At 68.7% G+C, this 18,271-nt stretch carries 20 protein-coding genes; 13 read left to right on the top strand and 7 right to left on the bottom strand.

Going from position 1 to position 18,271, the window contains the following annotated elements:
* Nucleotides 1-49: 49 nt before the first annotated feature.
* The 3 genes from SALPAC4_RS0114900 to SALPAC4_RS0114890 all read right to left on the bottom strand — a co-directional run bounded on the left by SALPAC4_RS0114900 (nucleotide 50) and on the right by SALPAC4_RS0114890 (nucleotide 4,316).
* Nucleotides 50-1,459: an MFS transporter gene (locus tag SALPAC4_RS0114900; protein WP_019871005.1), complete on the bottom strand. Its 1,410-nt coding sequence runs from the start codon at nucleotides 1,457-1,459 to the stop codon at nucleotides 50-52.
* Between the two features lie 134 nt (nucleotides 1,460-1,593).
* The gene (locus tag SALPAC4_RS0114895) at nucleotides 1,594-2,937 is read right to left on the bottom strand and encodes an SAM-dependent methyltransferase (protein ID WP_019871004.1); all 1,344 of its coding nucleotides are present in this window, start codon (nucleotides 2,935-2,937) and stop codon (nucleotides 1,594-1,596) included.
* The gene (locus SALPAC4_RS0114890) at nucleotides 2,934-4,316 is read right to left on the bottom strand and encodes an FAD-binding oxidoreductase (protein ID WP_019871003.1); all 1,383 of its coding nucleotides are present in this window, start codon (nucleotides 4,314-4,316) and stop codon (nucleotides 2,934-2,936) included. Before SALPAC4_RS0114890 ends, SALPAC4_RS0114895 begins: the two co-directional genes overlap by 4 nt.
* 101 nt (nucleotides 4,317-4,417) lie before the next feature.
* Between SALPAC4_RS0114890 and SALPAC4_RS0114885 the strand changes: the two genes are divergently transcribed.
* Both SALPAC4_RS0114885 and SALPAC4_RS0114880 read left to right on the top strand, forming a co-directional pair.
* Nucleotides 4,418-4,702 (top strand): DUF427 domain-containing protein, encoded by a 285-nt coding sequence (locus tag SALPAC4_RS0114885; protein ID WP_019871002.1) that lies wholly within the window; start codon nucleotides 4,418-4,420, stop codon nucleotides 4,700-4,702.
* A 58-nt stretch (nucleotides 4,703-4,760) separates the two neighbouring features.
* A complete protein-coding gene (locus tag SALPAC4_RS0114880) occupies nucleotides 4,761-5,495 on the top strand; it encodes an RICIN domain-containing protein (protein WP_027644477.1) in 735 nt (244 codons plus the stop codon).
* A gap of 4 nt (nucleotides 5,496-5,499) precedes the next feature.
* Here SALPAC4_RS0114880 and SALPAC4_RS0114875 read toward each other — a convergent pair whose 3' ends face one another.
* Both SALPAC4_RS0114875 and SALPAC4_RS0114870 read right to left on the bottom strand, forming a co-directional pair.
* The gene (locus SALPAC4_RS0114875) at nucleotides 5,500-5,967 is read right to left on the bottom strand and encodes a hypothetical protein (RefSeq protein WP_019871000.1); all 468 of its coding nucleotides are present in this window, start codon (nucleotides 5,965-5,967) and stop codon (nucleotides 5,500-5,502) included.
* A gap of 54 nt (nucleotides 5,968-6,021) precedes the next feature.
* Nucleotides 6,022-6,630, bottom strand: coding sequence for a TetR/AcrR family transcriptional regulator (locus SALPAC4_RS0114870; protein WP_019870999.1), 609 nt, complete (start codon nucleotides 6,628-6,630; stop codon nucleotides 6,022-6,024).
* Between the two features lie 136 nt (nucleotides 6,631-6,766).
* Here SALPAC4_RS0114870 and SALPAC4_RS0114865 point away from each other — a divergent pair, with 136 nt between their 5' ends.
* The 8 genes from SALPAC4_RS0114865 to SALPAC4_RS0114830 all read left to right on the top strand — a co-directional run bounded on the left by SALPAC4_RS0114865 (nucleotide 6,767) and on the right by SALPAC4_RS0114830 (nucleotide 12,654).
* Nucleotides 6,767-7,222, top strand: coding sequence for a GNAT family N-acetyltransferase (locus tag SALPAC4_RS0114865; protein ID WP_019870998.1), 456 nt, complete (start codon nucleotides 6,767-6,769; stop codon nucleotides 7,220-7,222).
* Between the two features lie 20 nt (nucleotides 7,223-7,242).
* On the top strand, nucleotides 7,243-8,238 hold the full coding sequence (mgrA, locus tag SALPAC4_RS0114860; protein ID WP_026323239.1) for an L-glyceraldehyde 3-phosphate reductase: 996 nt from the start codon (nucleotides 7,243-7,245) through the stop codon (nucleotides 8,236-8,238).
* 86 nt (nucleotides 8,239-8,324) lie between these two features.
* Nucleotides 8,325-9,467, top strand: coding sequence for an epoxide hydrolase family protein (locus SALPAC4_RS0114855; RefSeq protein WP_019870997.1), 1,143 nt, complete (start codon nucleotides 8,325-8,327; stop codon nucleotides 9,465-9,467).
* 199 nt (nucleotides 9,468-9,666) lie between these two features.
* Nucleotides 9,667-10,071: an NUDIX hydrolase gene (locus SALPAC4_RS0114850; RefSeq protein WP_019870996.1), complete on the top strand. Its 405-nt coding sequence runs from the start codon at nucleotides 9,667-9,669 to the stop codon at nucleotides 10,069-10,071.
* A gap of 10 nt (nucleotides 10,072-10,081) precedes the next feature.
* A complete protein-coding gene (gene nshR, locus SALPAC4_RS0114845; protein ID WP_019870995.1) occupies nucleotides 10,082-10,984 on the top strand; it encodes an NshR/TsnR family 23S rRNA methyltransferase in 903 nt (300 codons plus the stop codon).
* Between the two features lie 42 nt (nucleotides 10,985-11,026).
* On the top strand, nucleotides 11,027-11,836 hold the full coding sequence (locus tag SALPAC4_RS0114840) for a GNAT family N-acetyltransferase (protein WP_019870994.1): 810 nt from the start codon (nucleotides 11,027-11,029) through the stop codon (nucleotides 11,834-11,836).
* Between the two features lie 282 nt (nucleotides 11,837-12,118).
* Nucleotides 12,119-12,403, top strand: a complete 285-nt coding sequence (locus tag SALPAC4_RS0114835; protein WP_018732879.1) for a type II toxin-antitoxin system Phd/YefM family antitoxin — start codon at nucleotides 12,119-12,121, stop codon at nucleotides 12,401-12,403.
* Nucleotides 12,400-12,654 carry a Txe/YoeB family addiction module toxin gene (locus tag SALPAC4_RS0114830; protein ID WP_018216555.1) on the top strand — a complete coding sequence of 85 codons (255 nt, stop codon included), beginning with the start codon at nucleotides 12,400-12,402 and terminating at the stop codon, nucleotides 12,652-12,654. Before SALPAC4_RS0114835 ends, SALPAC4_RS0114830 begins: the two co-directional genes overlap by 4 nt.
* Before the next feature lie 164 nt (nucleotides 12,655-12,818).
* Here the strand turns inward: SALPAC4_RS0114830 and nhaA are convergent, their stop codons facing one another.
* A complete protein-coding gene (nhaA, locus tag SALPAC4_RS0114825) occupies nucleotides 12,819-14,120 on the bottom strand; it encodes a Na+/H+ antiporter NhaA (protein WP_019870993.1) in 1,302 nt (433 codons plus the stop codon).
* A 386-nt stretch (nucleotides 14,121-14,506) separates the two neighbouring features.
* A complete protein-coding gene (locus SALPAC4_RS0114820) occupies nucleotides 14,507-15,523 on the bottom strand; it encodes a TerC family protein (RefSeq protein ID WP_019870992.1) in 1,017 nt (338 codons plus the stop codon).
* Nucleotides 15,524-15,840: 317 nt separating this feature from the next.
* Between SALPAC4_RS0114820 and SALPAC4_RS27970 the strand changes: the two genes are divergently transcribed.
* The 3 genes from SALPAC4_RS27970 to SALPAC4_RS0114800 all read left to right on the top strand — a co-directional run bounded on the left by SALPAC4_RS27970 (nucleotide 15,841) and on the right by SALPAC4_RS0114800 (nucleotide 18,218).
* Entirely contained in the window at nucleotides 15,841-15,999 is a 159-nt protein-coding gene (locus SALPAC4_RS27970) for a hypothetical protein (RefSeq protein WP_019870991.1), read from the top strand.
* 958 nt (nucleotides 16,000-16,957) lie between these two features.
* Nucleotides 16,958-17,965, top strand: a complete 1,008-nt coding sequence (locus SALPAC4_RS0114805) for a PQQ-binding-like beta-propeller repeat protein (protein ID WP_223874763.1) — start codon at nucleotides 16,958-16,960, stop codon at nucleotides 17,963-17,965.
* Between the two features lie 25 nt (nucleotides 17,966-17,990).
* The gene (locus SALPAC4_RS0114800; RefSeq protein WP_019870988.1) at nucleotides 17,991-18,218 is read left to right on the top strand and encodes a hypothetical protein; all 228 of its coding nucleotides are present in this window, start codon (nucleotides 17,991-17,993) and stop codon (nucleotides 18,216-18,218) included.
* Nucleotides 18,219-18,271 lie beyond the last annotated feature (53 nt).

The raw sequence follows: 18,271 nt of genomic DNA, 5'->3' as shown, positions 1-18,271 counted from the left end.
TCTTCGACCGTCGCCGGCGGACGAAATCTCACCAGCCAGCCTACGACCGTCAAAGCCCGCGCCCCGCCCCCTCACGCAAGCCCGGCTGGTCGCGTTGGCGTCGATCGCGGCGGACCAGCACCGCGACGGTCAGCGCGGCGAGCGCCGCCACACCGGCCATCGCCCAGAGCACCGTCCGCAGCCCGCTGGTGAAGCCAGGATCGGCGAGCCGACCCGCGGTGGTGCTCGCCAGCACCGCCCCGACGACCGCGATGGCGACGGTCTCGCTCGCCAATCGCGCCGTATTGATCATCCCGGCGCCGGTGCCGGCCCGATGCGGCGGGACACTACCGATGGCGAGCGCGTCGAGCAGCCCGATGGACAACCCGATGCCGGTACCGATCACGAGCAGCGGGCCGGCCAGGTCAGCCGGGCCGCTGGTCGGGGCGAGCACGGTCGCCCACGCCGCTCCCAAGGCGACCGACAGGACGGCGACGACGATCACCGCCGACGCCGACACCCACCGGGTCAACGCCCCGGCGAGCAGCGGCAACGCCACGGTCGGCGCGGTGAGCAGGACCAGGGTCAGGCCGGCGGCGCTGGGCGTCAACCCGACCACCGTGGTGAGGTAGGACGGCAGATACACCAGCAGCGGCACCAGAACCGAGACGACAGTCGCCGCCGCCAGACAGATGCCGACGAAGCGCGGACTGGCCAGGAGGGTCAGGTCGAACATCGGCTCGGGGTGAGACCGCTCCACCCGGACGAAGGCCACGAAAAGGATCACCGTCGCCGCGAAGGCGGCCACGATCCTCGGATCGTCCCAGCCGTACGCCGGCCCCTGCACGAAGCCAAAGATCAACAGTAGTAGCGCGACGGTGAAGGAGACGGTCCCACCCCAGTCGAGCCGGCCCGCGTGCGGTTGACGCGACTCCGGCAGCCACGGCACCAGCAGCAGCACCGCCACCGCCACCAACGCGGGCACGGCGAACACCGCCCGCCACCCCAGAAGGTCGATCAGCAGCCCCGCGATCGTCGGCCCGAAAGCCAGGCCAGCACCGATGGCCATCCCGAAGACGCTGAACGCGCGCGTCCGGGCCCGCCCCTGAAACGTGTTGGCCAGCACCGCCCCCGCGCTGGTCGCGGCGGCAGCCGCACCGACACCGGCGACTGCGCGCAACAGGTTCAGCAGGAGGACGTCGCCGGCGGCGCTCGCGAGTAGCCCTGCCCCGGCGAAGATCACAAGCCCGACGGCGAAGACCCGCCGCCGACCAACCAGGTCGGCCAGGGCGCCCGTGGCGAGCATGAAGCTGGCGAAGGTGGCGTTGTAGCCGTTGACCACCCACTGCACCCCGGCCAGGTCGGCGTTGAGGCCCCGCCCGATCTCCGGCAGCGCCACCGAGGCCCCGGTCAGCGAGAGCGGCAACGCGAAGGTCGACACCAGGACGGCGACCAGCACGACGACACGTCGGTTCTGCACGACTCCCCCGTTCCCTTTCGAGCCGCTCCAGGCTAGTGGCCGCGGTCCCGGACAGCCACCAGGTCCGGTGGAGCCCGGGCGGGTACGGGGTGCTGCCGGCGGTCGCCTTACGGAGACCGCCGGCAGCACCGGAGTCAGGGCAGCCAGTCCGGCCGCAGCGGGTAGCTCGTCACCCCCGCGGCGCTGGTCCGCGTCGCCAGCACCTGGTGCAGCTGGATGGCGTTGCGCTCGAATGACATCCGGGATCCGGCCATGTACAGGCCCCAGACCCGGGCAGTTCCCGCGCCCACCTCGCCGACGCAGAAGTCCCAGTTCGCCACGAGGTTGCGGCACCAGGCCGCGAGCGTCAACGCGTAGTGGCGGCGCAGGTTCTCCTCGTGCTGCACCTCCAAGCCCACGTCGTGGATCTCGGAGAGCACCCGGCCCGGCCCGGCCAACTCGCCGTCCGGGAAGACATATCGGTCGATGAATGCGCCGGAGCGGTGCGGCGCGCGGTTGTCGGCGCGGGTGATGCAGTGGTTGAGCAGCCGACCGTCGGGCCGCAGCCGGTCCCGGAGCGAGCCGAAGTATTCCGGATAGTTACGCACCCCGATGTGCTCGGTCAGTCCGATCGACGACACCACGTCGAACTGCTCCCGCGGCGTGTCCCGGTAATCGAGGTACCGCACCTCGGCCAGCCCGGTCAGCCCCTCCCGCTCGATCGCGGCCTGTGCCCACTCGGCCTGTGCTCTGGAGAGGGTCACCCCGAGCGCCTGGACGCCGTACTCGCGGGCCACGTGCCGGACCATGCCGCCCCACCCGCAGCCCACATCCAGCAGCCGCATCCCGGATTTGACCGCGAGCTTCTGCGCCACCAGGTCGTACTTGGCCGCCTGCGCCGTCTCCAACGAGTCCTGCGGCGAGCGGAACAACGCGCAGGTGTACGTCATCGACTCCCCGAGCACCTTCTCGTAGAAGGCGTTCGACACGTCGTAGTGATGCGAGATGGCGCTGCTGTCCCGGATCCGGGAGTGGCGTAGCCCGCCCAACACCCGCTTCCACCGGGGCACCGCCTCCTGCGGCGGAGGTGGCGGCGGCAGCAGCCGCTCCCAGCCCAGACCCCGGACCAGGGCCAGGGCCTCGGGCACCGGCGGGATCCGCAGCCGCACCTCGTCCTTGAGCACCCGCAGCGCCTCGTACGGGTCACCCGGATGCACCCCGGACAGGCCAAGGTCGCCGCTGACATACGCCCGGGCCATCCCCAGGTCACCCGGGGCGGTCAGCAGGTAGGACAGGCCGCGCGGGGTGTGGATGGTGAGGGTGATGCCGGCGTCAGACGGGCCGACGGAACTGCCGTCGTACCCGGTGATCCGCACCGGCAGGGGCTCGGTGGTCAGCGCCCGAATGATGTCGGCCAGGGTGCGTCCCCGATTGCCGGCCGCCTTCGGCGCGGCCGCGGAGACGCTCGCCGACTCCTGCTGTCGATCAATCAGACTCATGCTCGTGCTACCGCCTTCTCGTACAGTCCGGTTAGCCGGTGGGCCGGGTCGTAGCGGTCCTTGACCGCCCGCCAGGTGTCGCCGCCGTAGAGCCGGTCAAACACCTCCCGGTCGTAGTACGCGTCGGAGTAGAGCGACTTGTGCCCGCCAAGCTCCGACACCCTGCGTTCGATCGCCCGGTTCATGTCACCGTCGGCGGCACCCCCGGCGATCGGCACGCTTCCCCAGAACCCAATGTTCACGTAGTCCTGCCCCGGCCGCAGCGGATACAGCGGCCAGGACCGGGCCGATCCCGGCCCGCTCGGTTCCCGCAGCCGCAACGGGCAGAGCCAGACCGGGGTCATTCGCACCGCGCTGGCGAACCAGCGCAGGAACTCCGCGGTGCGCCCCAGCGGGATCTCCACGTCCTGCACCACCCGTTCCCGCGCCGGCTGGCCGCGCCACCGGTCAATCCGCGCGGCCACCTGATGGCGGTGCTCCAACCGGACCAGCCGGTGGTAGAAGTCGCTGCGCCGCCAGCGCGCCGGCCAGACCCGGCGCAGCACCGGGTGCTGCGCCCCGAACGCCGCGGAGCACCAGAACCAGTCGGTGTCCCAGCGCCACAGGTAGTCGTGCCCGGTCAGGGCGTCCTGGGTACGTTGCTGCAGCGACCGGTAGTAAATCTCCTGACCGGTGTAGTCGCTGACCGGCCCGGGGTCGTCGGTGAAGGTGGCGAGCACCAGGTACGCCTCGTCCGGGCTGAACATCACCCCGTCCATCGCGTCCACCGCCACCCCAGCCCACGAGCGGGTGACGATGACCTCGCCGATCGCCTCGGCGAGCTCCTCCAGCCGGTTGAACCGCACATTGTGCAGCGCGACCCGCCGGCCGATCGGTTGCAGCTCGATCCGCAGCCGGGTCGCGTAGCCGAGGCTGCCCAACGAGTTGGGGAAGGCGGTGAACAGGTCGGCGTGCTCCCCCTCCGGGCGGGCGGTGATGACCTCCCCGGCCCCGGTGAGCACGTCCAGCTCAATCACCGACTCGTGCGGCAGCCCGTTGCGGAACGACGTGGACTCGATACCCAGGCCGGTCACCGCCCCGCCGAGGGTGATGGTACGAAGCTGCGGCACCACCAGCGGCATCAGCTTGTGCGGCAGGGTCGCGTTAACCAGGTCCTCGTACGTGCACATGCCCTGCACGTCGGCGGTGCGAGCCACCGGGTCAACGTGGAGGACACCGCCGAGGCCACTAACATCAAGGCCCGGCGCGCGCGGTGCCGCACGCGGGCGGAACAGGTTGGATGTGCGCTTGGCGAGCCGAACCGGCTGTCCCGGCCGCACGGCCGCGTACGAGCGCCGGAGCTGGACCACCGCCTGATCATGATCACGCACGGCATTCATCAGATCACTTTAAGCCCAACCGGGCCACAACGCTGGACGTCCATGGTGGCCGATGGCCAGAATGTCCACCTGACTTGCGGACAGCGGCCTAGCGTAGGGTCATGCCGAAGGCCGTGTGGAACGACTTGCTGATCGCGGAGAGCAACGACACCGTGCTGGTCGAGGGAAATCACTACTTCCCGCGCTCGACGCTGCGCGACGACCTGATCCGGGAGTCTGACACGCAGACGGTCTGCCCGTGGAAGGGAACCGCGTCCTACTACACGTTAGAACACAACGGCCAGATCAGCCCGGACGCGGTCTGGTACTACCCGATTCCGGGGCCGAAGGCGGGGATGGTCCGCGACCGGGTCGCGTTCTCGGATGACGTCCAAGTCATCGACTGAACGGCGATGCGGCCGGGCCGGCTAGCCGTGGCCCCCGCTGGTGGGCCAGGATGCCGGCATGTCCCCCTCCGCACAACGCCCCGATCCGGCCGGCACCGTCTACCGCCGGCCCGGCCCCACCCGCCCCCGGCTGTCCCGCGATCCCTTGCTGTGGGGGGCGGTGCTCATCGGCGTTGCCGGCCTCCTGCTCGGGGGGTTCTTCGTCCTCGGCGGCCCGGGGGGCGACGGCGCTCCAGCCGTCCCGGCGGCGGCCGCGACCCCGCCAACCGGCGCAACAACCGCGTCGGCACAGGAGCCGCCCGCCCCGCCCACCGTGGCAGCCAACTCCCCGAACTCCGCCCCACCGACCGAGGAAGTCAGCTCCCCGCCGGCCATCCCCACCGGCCCGACCGCGTTCCGCCAGGTGGCGTCGGGCCGGTGCCTGGGCGTGGACGGAGACGGCGCGCAGGCGACCGCGAAACTCCTCGACTGCCACGGCGCCGACCCCCGCCAGCGGTGGCTGCCCAACTCCATCGGCCCCGGCCTGGTGAGCCTGGTCAACCAGGCTTCGAACATGTGCCTCGACGTGGAGGGCGCCAACGCCGACGACGGGGCGAGGCTGCAGCAGTATCCCTGTCACGGCGAGGCCAACCAGCAGTGGCAGCTCGTACCCACCACCGGCGGGTCGGTGCTGATCGCGGCGCTACACAGCGGCCGGTGCGCGTACCCGGACGGCAGCCGGCCCGACGCCGGCACCGACATCCGGCAGATCACCTGCGTTGACGCCCCCGACCAGCAGTGGCAGCTCGGCTGACCGGCTACTCGGTCACCCGGAGCATTCTGAGCTGGGCCTGGTGTTTGGGAAGGTGAACCCGGGCATGCAGGTCCAGCACCCGCCCCCAGGGCAGCGGGCCGTCCACGGCGAGGTCGTAGCCCTCCCGCAGGTGGGTGTCGACCGGCGTGCCGGCTGCCGGGCCGAGCCGATCGACCAGGGCCACCAGCCGGCTACTGGTGGTGCGCAACCGGGCGTCCAACGCGTCGAGGTCGCCGAGCTCGGCGACCAGCGCATCGACCTGGGGCCGGTGCATCGTCTCCAGGTCGTAGTAGGCGAATGGCGAGCCGGCGAGGACCGCCTCCGTCGCCTCGATCATCAGCTCGTCGTTCGCGACGAGATGGGCCACGATCTGTTCGGCGTCGAGCCGCCCCTGCGGCGCCGGGCCGAAACCTCCCGCGGCCACCTCCGCGAGCAGCTCGTCGTAGGCCCGCACCAGCGCTGCGCTGTCCACGCCTGCCAGTCAAACCCGTGCCGCGCCGGTCCGCGTCGCGTTCCGGTCCGCTATTCACCCGGATGGGTGGTCGGCAGCAGCCGGGCCGAGCCGGGCGAGCGCGGCGTCGAGGGCGACGCGCTGCGCCGCCCGGGAGTAGGTGGCCGGGTCGATGGCGGTCAGCGTGTTCAGCCCCTCGACCAGGGCCACCAGCCCAGTGGCGGTGGACGAGCAGTCCGCCGCGGGCCAGTCGGGCCGGACCGCGGCAACCAGCCCCCGAACCCGATCGACGAACCGGCGGTTGTAGTTGCGGTGCAGCTCGGCCAGGACCGGGTCGGCCAAGGCGGCGGCCAGGAAGCCCACCCATACCCGCGCCTCCTCCTGACGCTCCGCGGTCGGGGCGGCGGCCTGGAGCAGTACGGCCCGCAGCGCCATCCCGGGTGTTTCGGCGGCGGCCTGCGCGGCGTCGGCCCGCTGGCCGGTGCGCTGGTGGAGCAGCTCGCGCGCGTGCACCAGCAGGGCCTGCTTGTCGGCGAAGGTGTGCAGCACCATCCCGGTGGTGCAGCCGGCCCGTTCTGCGACGGCGCGCAGGGTGAGACCGGGTAGCCCGCGTTCGGCGAGCACCGACCAGGTGGCCGCCGACAGGCGTAGCCGCTGGTCAACGCGATCACGTCGGCTGGCCATCCACCCTCCCCGGTCCGATTCCCTCCGGCCGGCCCGCACCCACCGCGCCAGCTCCCTGTCGTAACGTACGTTACGGTAACGCTTGTTACGAGCGCTCCCCACCCGGGGTGCGACCGGCCCAAACCAAGGAGGACACGTGATCTCCGTCCACCCCGAACCGTGGGAGTCCACCGACAGCACCCGACTGCGGGCCGCGCAACGCGCCGAACTGGACGCGCGCTACCACAGCGACGACCACGAACCCGGCGCCCCGCCCACCGCCGACAGCGTCCCCGTCTTCCTCGTCGCCCGCGACCACGACGGCACCGCGCTCGGCTGCGGGGGCCTCCGCTTCCTCTCCACCAAATCCGCCGAGATCAAACGGATGTACGTCGAGCCGGGAGCCCGCGGCACCGGCGTGGCGACCGCAATCCTGCAAGCCCTGGAGGACACCGCCCGCACCGCCGGCGTACGGACCCTGCTGTTGGAGACCGGCCCCGCCCAACCCGACGCGATCCGCTTCTACGAACGGGAGGGCTACCACCGCATCGCGAACTTCGGTCCGTACCAGGATGAGTCACTCTCCGTCTGCTACGCCCGCGAACTCGCCTGACCCGGCCAACGGCTACTCTCCTGATCGTGACCTACGAGGCCGCCGCCACCCGCTACGACCAGATGACCTACCGGCGCAGCGGGGCCAGTGGGCTCCGCCTACCGGCGATCTCGCTCGGCCTGTGGCACAACTTCGGGCCCGACCGCCCCTTCGAGCGGCAACGAGACATCGTCCGCCGGGCCTTCGACCTCGGGGTCACCCACTTCGACCTCGCCAACAACTACGGCCCACCGCCGGGCGCCGCCGAGGAGAACTTCGGTCGGATGCTCGCCACGGACCTGAAGCCGTACCGCGATGAACTGGTCATCTCCAGCAAGGCGGGCTACCTGATGTGGCCCGGTCCATACGGGGAGTGGGGATCCCGCAAGTATCTCGTCGCCTCGCTGGACCAGTCGCTCCGCCGCCTGGGGTTGGACTACGTCGACATCTTCTACAGCCACCGGTACGACCCGGACACCCCGCTGGAAGAGACGATGGGCGCCCTGGACGCCGTCGTCCGGGCCGGCAAGGCGCTCTACGTCGGCATCTCCAACTACACCGCCGAACAGACCCGGCGGGCCGCGGCGATCCTGCGCGACCTGGGCACCCCGCTGCTGATCAACCAGCCGTCATATTCGATGCTGAACCGCTGGACCGAGGAGGACAGCCTGCTCGACACCCTCGCGGAGGTCGGCGCGGGCTGCATCTCCTTCAGCCCGCTGGCCCAGGGCCTGCTCACCGACCGCTACCTCGACGGCATCCCGGCCGACTCCCGGGTCCGCACCAGCGTCCACCTCTCCGAGCGGGACGTGAGCCCGGAACGGCTGGTCACCATCCGCGGCCTCGCCGCCATCGCCCAACGTCGCCACCAGTCCCTCGCGCAGCTCGCACTCGCCTGGGCCCTACGCGATCCCCGAATGACCAGCCTGATCATCGGCGCCAGCAGCGTCGCCCAACTCGAGGCCAATCTCGCCACGCTGGACAACCTCGAGCTGACCGCCGAGGAGCTGGCCGAAATCGACCGCCAGCTCCGCTGACACCGACCCGAGGTCTCCACTACTTTCTCCACTCTCTCGGCAATCGCGGAAGCTAACCTGCCGCATTGCCTGAGACCGTCGGTGTCATGCACGAGAACAACGCGCTCACCCCGTTCCGCATCGACATCCCAGTGGCCGACCTCAACGACCTGCGCACCCGGCTGGCCCACACCCGCTGGCCGAACCCGACGCCCGGCCGCGACGACCGCACCGACTTCAGCCGCGGCATCCCGCTGGTGTACCTGAAGGAACTCGCCGAGTACTGGCACGACGGGTTCGACTGGCGGGCGCAGGAGGCGAAACTCAACGAGTTCGAACAGGTCACGACGGTCGTCAACGGCCAGACGTTCCACATCGTCCACGTACGATCGACGAACCCGCAGGCCACCCCGCTGATGCTGAACCACGGCTGGCCCGGCTCGTTCGTCGAGTACCAGCACCTCATCCCACTGCTGACCGACGAGTTCCACGTGGTCATCCCGTCGCTGCCCGGCTTCGGGTTCTCCACCCCGCTGTCCGGGACCGGCTGGGAACTGGCGCGGACCGCGGCGGCCTACGCCGAGATCATGACGCGCCTGGGCTACGAGAGGTTCGCCGCCCACGGCACCGACATCGGTTCCGGCACCACCGGCCGCCTCGCCGCCGAATACCCGGAGCGCGTTATCGGCACGCACCTCGGCATCGACCCCCACCTGCTCGGGTTGGTCGGCGACAAGTTCCCCTACCCCGACGGCCTCTCCGCGGACGAGATCGCCCAGATCGAAGCGGTACGCACCGAGGACGCAGCCGATCGCGGGTACCTCCTGATGCACAACCACCGCCCCGACACCATCGGCGCGGCCCTCACCGACTCGCCGGTCGGTCAGCTCGCGTGGATCGCCGAAAAGTTCAAGACCAGAGCCAACGGCACCTACCAGACCCCGGACGAGTCGGTCGACCGCGACCAGCTCCTCACCAACATCAGCCTCTACTGGTTCACCCGCAGCGGCGCGTCGAGCGCCCAGTTCTACTACGAGGCCGAGCACTCCGGCCTCGACCTGGTCATGGCCGCCCACGTGCCGACCGGATGGGCCGTGTTCAACACCCACCCACTCCTACGCCGCGCGATGGACCCGGGGCAGGCAATCAGCCACTGGAGCGAGTTCACCGAAGGCGGCCACTTCCCCGCGATGGACGCCACCAAACTACTGGCGAACGACATCCGCACCTTCTTCCGCAGCATCACCTAACCCCACGGGCCGTCAACAGCCGCGAGGATGGTCCGGCGCCAGCCGGGCCATCCCGCTGCCTTGACGAGGCTGCTCGCGGTCACGTTCGGCTTCCGGGTCGCCTTCGGCAGGCCCCAGCGTCGGCACCGCTACCCTCGATGCCGTGATGCCAACCGACCGCGGAAGGACACTCAACTTGTATCGACCACACGCCTTTCCGGTGTCTGTCAAAGGCGTCTGCGTCCGTGGCGGCCGTGTTCTGCTGCTCCGCAACGAGCGAGAAGAATGGGAACTGCCCGGCGGCAAGCTCGAACTCGGCGAGGACCCGGCTGGCTGCGTCGGCCGGGAGATCAGCGAGGAGACCGGCTGGGCGGTACGGGTCGGCCCGATCCTCGACTCCTGGCAGTACCAGATCGGCGACGGCGTCAACGTGCTGATCGTGACCTACGGCTGCTTCGCCGACGACGACTCGCCGATCACGGTGAGCTCCGAACACAAGGAAGGCCGCCTGTTCGCCGCCGACGAGATCGTAGACCTGCCCATGCCCGACGGGTACCGGCGCTCGATTGACGACTGGTTCCGTCGGCTCGAGCCAGATAGCGGAAGCGAAAGGGGCTTGTGCTAGGGTCGCGCCCGTGGTAAGCCTCGATGTCATCACCGAACGGTCGGATCCGGCCGTGCAGCGGATCAGCGACGTCGTCAAGCACTCGCGATCCGCCGTCCGCACCGTGCTCATCGAGGATGCCGAGCCGCTCGTGGAGTGCATCCGCGCGGGGTTGGACTTCATCGAGGTCTACGGCGTCGAGAGCAGTCCCTTCCCCGACGACGTACTCGCCGCGTGCCGGCAGCGGAACATTCCCGTTCGCCTGGTGGCGGTCCCGATCATGGGCAACCTGTTCAAGGCCGACAAGAAGCCCAAGGTGTTCGGTGTGGCACGCACGCCGAGACCATGGAGCTTCAACGACCTGTCCCGCACGACCGGTGACATCATCGTCTTGGACGGCGTGAAGATCGTCGGCAACATCGGCGCCATCGTGCGCACCTCCTTCGCGCTCGGCGCCGCCGGCATCATGCTCGTGGACAGCGACCTGGCCACCGTCGCGGACCGACGCCTCGTCCGGGCCAGCCGAGGCTACGTCTTCTCCCTGCCGATCGTGCTCGCGTCCCGGGCCGAGGCGATCGACCACTTCCGGCACAGCAGAGTCCCGCTGATCGCCTTCGACACGGACGGCGATCTGGCGGTCAGCGATCTGCGCGACGCCGACGAGCCGCTCGCCCTCCTGCTCGGGGCGGAGAAGACTGGCACTTCGCAGTCATTCGAGAGCATCGCCAGCAGCACCGTGTCGATCCCCCTCAATCCGGACGCGGAGTCGCTGAACGTCTCGGTCTGCGCCGGGATCGCCCTGTACGAGCGGTCCTCCTGGAACCTCCCCGCACGAAGCCGCTCGCCGCGCCCGGCGGGGAACGGCCGGCAGGGTAGTCCCCGGCACAGCGGCAGACCCGTACGGTCGGGACACCGGAGCCGTCCCGGCCGGTGAGCGGCCGCTGACAGCATCGTGGGCGTGGCGTGGAATATCGGGGTGTTGACCGTCGCGGACCTTCCGCAGTGCCTCGCTCTGGCACAGGACCGGGGGTGGCCTGCCGAGGAAGGAAAATGGCGTCTGCTGTTCGAACTGGGCACCGTGTGGGGTGCCCGGGACGACAGTGGGGATGTGGTCGGCACGGCGATCGTGACCCGGTACGGGACCTCGCTCGCGGTACTCAGCATGGTGCTGGTCGCCTCGCGACACGGCGGCCAGGGACTGGGCCGACAGCTCGTGACCCAGGCCCTGGCGGCAACCCCCACCCGGACAGCAGCACTGTTCGCCACCGAAGCGGGCCGCCCCTTGTACGAGAAGTTCGGTTTCACTGCCGTCGAGGAGTTGCACACGTACGTCGGAAGCGTCCCCGGCCATGCGACGGCGCGCTCCCGGCCGGCCACACCGGAGGATGTCTCGGCGATCGCGGCACTCGACGCCGCGATCGTCGGCGCCCCGCGCGGGGAGCTGGTGCAACGGCTATTGTCGTTCGCCACCCGACTGCACGTGGTGGAGCTCGACGACCACATCGTCGGGTATGGCGCGGCGTGGCGGAACCTCGGCCAACTGATGATCGGGCCGGTGGTGGCGGCGGATCGTCGCGCTGCGGCGACGCTGATCGGTGATCTTGCCCGCGATGCGGGAGGGTCCGTGCGGGTCGATCTGCTCGATCACGAAGGAGAATTGCGTGACTGGGTGGAGAGCGCCGGAGCCACGCTGCGAAGCAGCACCACGCTGATGGTCTCCGGATCGTCAGCTTTTCCGGAAGATCGCGGCCGATGGTTCAGCCCAGTGATGCAGGCGCTCGGCTAGGCCCTCTTACGGATCTTGATGGTCGAGGGTGGCCTGGAATCGCGAGGCGCCTGGCTGGCCGAAGGAGGGACCTTCGCTACGCCACTTGTACCCTGACCGTGCCCCCGATGATCTTCAGCACCAGGCGAACCACTTCGCCACGATCATCGGTGATCAGCTCCCGCTACGCCCGCACCGCCCTTGAGCCTGATCGACAGTTCAAGGCCAGACCTCGGAACAGCCGACGAGCAGCCCGGGCAAGCTTGTACAATTTATTGTACGTAACGTGTGGGAGGCAGCAGCATGCGCACCGTTCCCTACTCAGAAGTCCGCCAGAACCTGGCCAAGATGCTCGACCACGTCGTGGACGACGCCGAGGAAGTGGTGGTCACCCGCCACGGCCGGGAGGCCGCGGTCATCATCTCGCTGCGCGAGTACGAGTCGTTGAAGGAGACGGCCTACCTGATGGCCAGCCCCGCCAACGCGCGCCGCCTGAACGAAGCCGTCGAAGAGCTGCGTAACGGCGGTGGGGAGACGCACGACCTGATCGACCCCGACGCCAGTGCCGGCGAGGCGCCGGCAGCGTGAAGGTCCAGTTCGCCGGCCGAGGCTGGGAAGACTATCTGACCTGGCAACGAGATCGCCAGATGCTCAAACGAGTGAACGCCCTGATCGAGGACATCCGACGCAACGGCCACCAAGGCATCGGCAAACCGGAGCAGCTCCGCGGAAACTGGGCGGGATTCTGGTCGAGACGCATCGACCAGGAACACCGCCTCGTATACCGGATCATGGACGACACAGTGCAGATAGCACAGTGCCGCTACCACTACGAATGAGGTCGAGGACCACGCCCTCCGCCGAGGGACACCGCCCTGCGGCGGCTGCGGGCCGCCGTCGTGCGACTCGCCGTACGACAACATCCCGGCCCGTCCAACAGGTCCTTTCTGGACAGGATCGACACCTGTCCAGAAAGGACCACACCCAGGTCAAACACGGAAATCTACGCAGTCCCTGCCGTCTCCCCGGCTCGGGTCCGCTCGGGCTCGCGGGTTATCGCGTCGTTGCTGTGTCGGTGGGCACGGTGGGACAGACGCAGGATGACGGCGGCGAGGATGGCGGCGAGTAGAGATCCGGTGAGAATGGCGATCTTCACATGGTCATGGCGTCCGGTGCCATCGGCGAAGGAGAGCTCACCGATGAGCAGGGAGACGGTGAAGCCGATTCCGGCGAGCATGGACAGCCCGGTGATGTGGGTCCAGGTCAGATTGGTGCCGAGACCTGTTCGGGTGAGGCGGGTGACGAGCCAGGTGACCGCGATGACGCCGAGGGGCTTGCCGATGACGAGCCCGGCGATGACGCCGATGGCGACCGGATCGGTAAGGGCGGACACCAGTCCACCCAGGCCGCCTATGGCGACCCCGGCGGACATCAACGCGAAGACAGGTACGGCCAGGCCAGCGGAGACCGGTTTGACGGTGTGCTCGAAGCGTTCGATCAGGCTGGTGGGCACGGCGGTGTGCTCGTGCTGGGCCTGCGGGCGGGCGGGCACGGTGAGGGCGAGCAAGACTCCGGCGACGGTGGCGTGGACACCGGAGGCATGCACGAGTGCCCAGGCGGTGAGAGCCAGCGGCAGAAGCAGCCAGGCGGAGGTCACCCGCCGTCGTAACAAGATCGCGAAGGCAACCAGCGGTAGGGCGCTGGCCAACAGCGGCGTGACCGACAGGGTCGCGGTGTAGAAAACGGCGATGATCATGATGGCGATCAGGTCGTCCACCACGGCAAGGGTGAGCAGGAAGACCCGGACGGCGGGTGGCAGGTGCCGGCCGATGACGGCGAGTACCGCCAAGGCGAAGGCGATGTCGGTGGCGGCGGGGATCGCCCAGCCGCGTAGGGCGTCGGCTCCGGCGGCGGCGGTGATCAGCACGTACACGGCTGCGGGTGCCAGGACACCGCCGACGGCGGCGGCGATGGGCACCGCGGCGCGGCGTGGCTGCCGGAGTTCACCAGTCACGAACTCGCGTTTGAGTTCCAGCCCGGCAACGAAGAAGAAGATGGCCAGCAGGCCGTCCTTGGCCCATGCCGCCAGCGACAGATCCAGGTGCAGCCAGGTCGGACCGACAGTGAACGAGCGCATGGCGTCGTAGCCGGGGGATCCGGGCGAGTTCGCCCAGATGAGCGCGATGACGGCTCCGGCGAGCAGGAGCGCGCCGCCGGTCGTCTCCGCGCGCAGGACATCGGCGATGCGGCCGGCCTGGCGTCGTACGACGGATCCGGGCGGGAGATCTCGTCGGGTGGCGTCCATCGGTCCTCCTGTCTGGTAGGTACGGGGCAGCGCCTCACGAGGGACGTGTCACGGCGAGGCTGATCAGCTTTGTACGGCTCGGCCTCGCCGCCGGGTCGCTGCCCACCTCGCTCGCGAGGGCCGGGCGTGGCGGTTGCTTGTCCGTTCCGGACGGCGCGGGCGACGCCGCGATGGTGGTCGAGGGCGCCGACGGTAGTGGGCGTCACCCGCGACGACGATCAGCCAGGCGTAGGTCGACACCGACGACGCTGGCGTGCCGGACCGGAAGGCCGTCGGCCGGGCAGGCAGCCCGCGGTCCGCTGCGCGGCGGCATGCGTCGAATAGTTCCTGACATCGGTGGTCGCAGTGGTGGGCAGTTCGGCGGACAAACAGCGGGGTCGTCGTCATCACCGTGCCCCTCGTCGCGGTGTCGGCAACCGTTCGAGGTGATCAGTGCGCGAATCCGGGGCGGAGTCAGTCGGCTCGCCGGCATCGATGGCGTCCGTGGTGGTGCCGCGGGTGCTGTGAAGGCTCCATACGATCGACACCGTGAGCGTGGCGACGATGACGCCGAGAGTGACCGGAATCGGGAGTTTGCCGACCGGGGTCTCCGACAGGATCAGCTTGACGCCGGCGAAGGTGAGCAGGACTGCGAGTCCGTAGTGCAGGTGCACGAAGCGGCGCAGCAGCCCGGCGAGGCAGAAGTAGAGGCTGCGCAGGCCGAGGATCGCGAACGCGTTGGCGGTCCAGACGATAAAGGTGCTAGTGGTGATGGCCAAGATCGTCGCCACAGAGTCCATGGCGAAGATCAGGTCGGTGGCCTCGACCGCGATGAGCACCACGAACAACAGGGTGGCCACCCGCCTGCCGTTGATTCGGGTGAAGAACTTGTCGCCGTGATATGCCGGGTCGGTCGGGATCACCTTGCGCACCAGACGTACGACCGGGTTGCGGTCCGGCGGGGTCTGCCCGCCGTGTCGGAATGCCATCTGGTAGCCGGTGTAGATGAGGAACGCACCGAACACGTAGGCGGTCCAGAAGAACGACTCCAGCAGTTCCGCGCCGACGATGATGAACACCAGCCGAAACACCAGGGCGCCGATGACTCCCCAGAACAGCACCTTGTGTTGGAAGGCGGCGGGGACGGCGAAGTAGGTGAAGATCAGCGCGAAGATGAACACGTTGTCGATCGACAGCGCCTTCTCGATCAGGTATCCGGCGTAATAGGTGCCGGCTACCTCGCCACCCTGCCACAGCCACAGGATCACGCCGAACAGCAGACCGGCGACGATCCAGATACCAGACCAGATCGCGGCCTCGCGGAAACCGATGACGTGGTTGTCGCGATGCAGGAACAGGTCGACTGCCAGCATCGCGGCAACCGCGAGCATGAGTACGGCCCAGACCCACCAGGACACGGACATGCCAGGGGAGACCTTTCGTCCTGGCCGGACCCACACAAGGGCCGGCCGGTGCTGGACGAAGGTCTCCCCAAGCCACTGAACCAGTGGCTGCACCACCGGAACCCGGGTAGGCCGGACTCGTACTGACGGCGGTGCGCGGAACGTCGGGTACTCCCCTTCGAACTACGACGAATTATTCGCGAAGCATGCTTCGCCTGTCAAGGCTAGGGGAGAAGATTTGCGATGCTGGTTTCGTGTCTCGAACTACGTAAATCGGAGTAGAGGACCACGTCGAGAACCGAGGCGCCGCACGTCCACTCGGCGTCGAGCCCCAGGAGGTGCAGAAGGCGCTCCGGCATGCCAACCTGCGGATCACCGTGGAGACCTACGTGCACTGGCTGCCGAAGAAGGACCGGCCGCGTGGCCTGGTCGGTGACCTCCCGCGGAACTCCGGCAGTGCCGGGCAGAGTAGCTACCGAGCCCAAGACCGGAGTTAGGTTGCGGCCCGACTGTGCCCGATGATCTTCAGCTGCCGTTTTCGCAGCTCAGGATTAGCTTGGAGTGGGCCGGAGGTACCACCATGCGAACCACACCGCCACGATCGCCGGTGACCCGCTACCGCTGACTTTGCCCAGTTCACGGGCACCGGGCGGTGCCCGATGCACCCGGGCCATCCGTCCGAACCGCCGGTTCGGTTCGCCGATGCGGAAGAGATCAACCCATTCCAACTCCTTCTCGATCTTCATGACCATGCCGTCGCTCGGACGCGGGATCCGGCCACGATGACGGTCTGACGGAGCTGGCGTTGTCCGCCACTGTGCGCCGCTCCGGAGGCGAACCTCACGACGCAAGCCGGTGACGGGACGCGCGGAGCGGACAGCAGACGTTGTAGCCCGGCTGCGTGCCGAGCGTCCGCAGGCGAGCCCGGCGGAGTTGGCTCTGGCCGCCGACGTGTCCGAACGTCATGTCCGACGCCTTGTGGCGGAGAAGCCTGAGGACGCACAGCCAGCAGAGAATTCCTTCCTGATGCTGCTCATGACCTATGGCAGCCTCCCGAGTTCCGTTGCCCATCTCACTCCACGACGTACGGCTCCGGGCTGCGACGGGCGGGACACGAAGAGTCGACAAAGTCGCTACACTCCCCGGCTATACCCAACGGCGACGGGGAGACGTGACGCGGTGCGCAAAGCAAATCTGGGCGTGTCCGGCATAGGCCTAGGCGCACTTGCCGCCATCATCGGCTGCGGAACCGCACCGGAGGCGCAACAGCCACCAGCCCAAGCGACAGCCAGCGCACCGAGCGAGCGGCCCACCTTTGACCCACCGCGCACATTTGACGTGTCCGACCCCATCCCGCTACCGGACAGCGCATCACTGTCGAAGATCAACCTGGGTGGACAACGCGTCGAGCCGCTACCCCTGTTACTCGACGGGAACCGTCTCTGGATCTCGTCGGTGGACCGGCTGGAAATCGTTGACATCACCTCCGGCATGGTCACCGGCACGCTGCGACCCGCACACCAGCCTGCACTGTCGCCGTCGACGCAAGACCCGTTCGTTGGCGGTAACCCCGCTCAACCGCCGATCCTGGCCGGAACCGGTGTGCAGCGCAGTGTAGTGACTGCCTTCGCCGCCACTGCTCCCGGTAAGGGCACAACACCGCCGCGCCCGGTTATCGAAATCCTCGCCGTTGACGCCGGAACCGGACGTGAAGCTCATCGGATCGAAATCGAGCCCAGTGACGATAGTCAGCACAAGTTGACGCGGAAGCACCCGGTCGTCATCGGCGCGTCCGGCCCCGTGGTCATCGCCCAGGTCGGCACCGACACCGTCGCCGTGAATCTCGATGATCGACGCGAGATCTGGCGCCGTCCGGATTTCGCCCTCGGAGCCGTCGCTGGCAATGTGGCAGTAGGTACCGACACCAAGGCCGCAGTCGCGCGTGCGCTCGCCATAGAAAGCGGCGCGGAGCGCTGGCGCACCGAGCCCGCAGCGACGATCACCATCAAGCCGGGCAGCCCGAAGATCGTGACCGCCACCGGCGCATCGCAAGGCCGCAAGCAGTTCTTCCGCCTCCTCGACGCAGCCACCGGCCGCGTGCTGGACGAGTCAACAGCTACCAGCAGCACCGCCTACAACATCACCTGTCTCCACGACGGCCGCAGCGTCACCATCTGCCAGGACCAACGCCAGGACTGGACGGGTGCCTTTGACGACAGCGGGAAGTGGCTCTGGGAACTACCCGACAAAGAGGCCAACCGCATCGCCCCCACCGTCACCACCACATGGCACGGAGCCGTTTACGGCCGTACGACGAACGGCCCCGTCATCCTCGACGCCCGCACCGGCGAGGACCGGGAAACGGCTCCCGGCCTCACACCGTGGCTCGTAAACGAACACACCGCGGTCGCCAGCCCACCGGATGCCAGCGGCGGGGTGAAGCTCTACCGCGCCACCGGCTGACTGGTGCACGTTGAAGTGCGCACCCATGAAGATCTCGGCCGCCGGCATGACGGAGACCGGCACGGGTAGCACCCGCTACTTCCAGAACGCGGGAGTCGACCGGAAGGTCGTACAGGAGATGGTAGGCCACGCCTCCATCGGGCTCACCTCGGACACATACACCTCGGTCCTGCCGGAGGTGGCGCACGAAGCGGCGGAAGCCGCCGCACGTCTGGTATCCAGGCAAAGCGCTCCCGGGCTCACACGAGCCTAGGAACTCGACCAGCACCGATGCGCGAGCGTCCTGAGGCGATGAAAGCTTCCAAC

It is taken from the genome of Salinispora oceanensis, assembly GCF_000383575.1.
GTDB lineage: Bacteria > Actinomycetota > Actinomycetes > Mycobacteriales > Micromonosporaceae > Micromonospora > Micromonospora oceanensis.
This window is presented reverse-complemented; position numbering and strand designations above follow the sequence as displayed.

Bases quoted from the DNA above. Each gene is read 5' to 3' on its own strand.
- SALPAC4_RS0114895 (WP_019871004.1), bottom strand. From the start codon at position 2,937: ATGAGTCTGATTGATCGACAGCAGGAGTCGGCGAGCGTCTCCGCGGCC.
- SALPAC4_RS0114890 (WP_019871003.1), bottom strand. From the start codon at position 4,316: ATGAATGCCGTGCGTGATCATGATCAGGCGGTGGTCCAGCTCCGGCGC.
- SALPAC4_RS0114885 (WP_019871002.1), top strand. From the start codon at position 4,418: ATGCCGAAGGCCGTGTGGAACGACTTGCTGATCGCGGAGAGCAACGAC.
- SALPAC4_RS0114880 (WP_027644477.1), top strand. From the start codon at position 4,761: ATGTCCCCCTCCGCACAACGCCCCGATCCGGCCGGCACCGTCTACCGC.
- SALPAC4_RS0114870 (WP_019870999.1), bottom strand. From the start codon at position 6,630: ATGGCCAGCCGACGTGATCGCGTTGACCAGCGGCTACGCCTGTCGGCG.
- SALPAC4_RS0114855 (WP_019870997.1), top strand. From the start codon at position 8,325: ATGCACGAGAACAACGCGCTCACCCCGTTCCGCATCGACATCCCAGTG.
- SALPAC4_RS0114835 (WP_018732879.1), top strand. From the start codon at position 12,119: ATGCGCACCGTTCCCTACTCAGAAGTCCGCCAGAACCTGGCCAAGATG.
- nhaA (WP_019870993.1), bottom strand. From the start codon at position 14,120: ATGGACGCCACCCGACGAGATCTCCCGCCCGGATCCGTCGTACGACGC.
- SALPAC4_RS0114820 (WP_019870992.1), bottom strand. From the start codon at position 15,523: ATGTCCGTGTCCTGGTGGGTCTGGGCCGTACTCATGCTCGCGGTTGCC.
- SALPAC4_RS0114800 (WP_019870988.1), top strand. From the start codon at position 17,991: ATGAAGATCTCGGCCGCCGGCATGACGGAGACCGGCACGGGTAGCACC.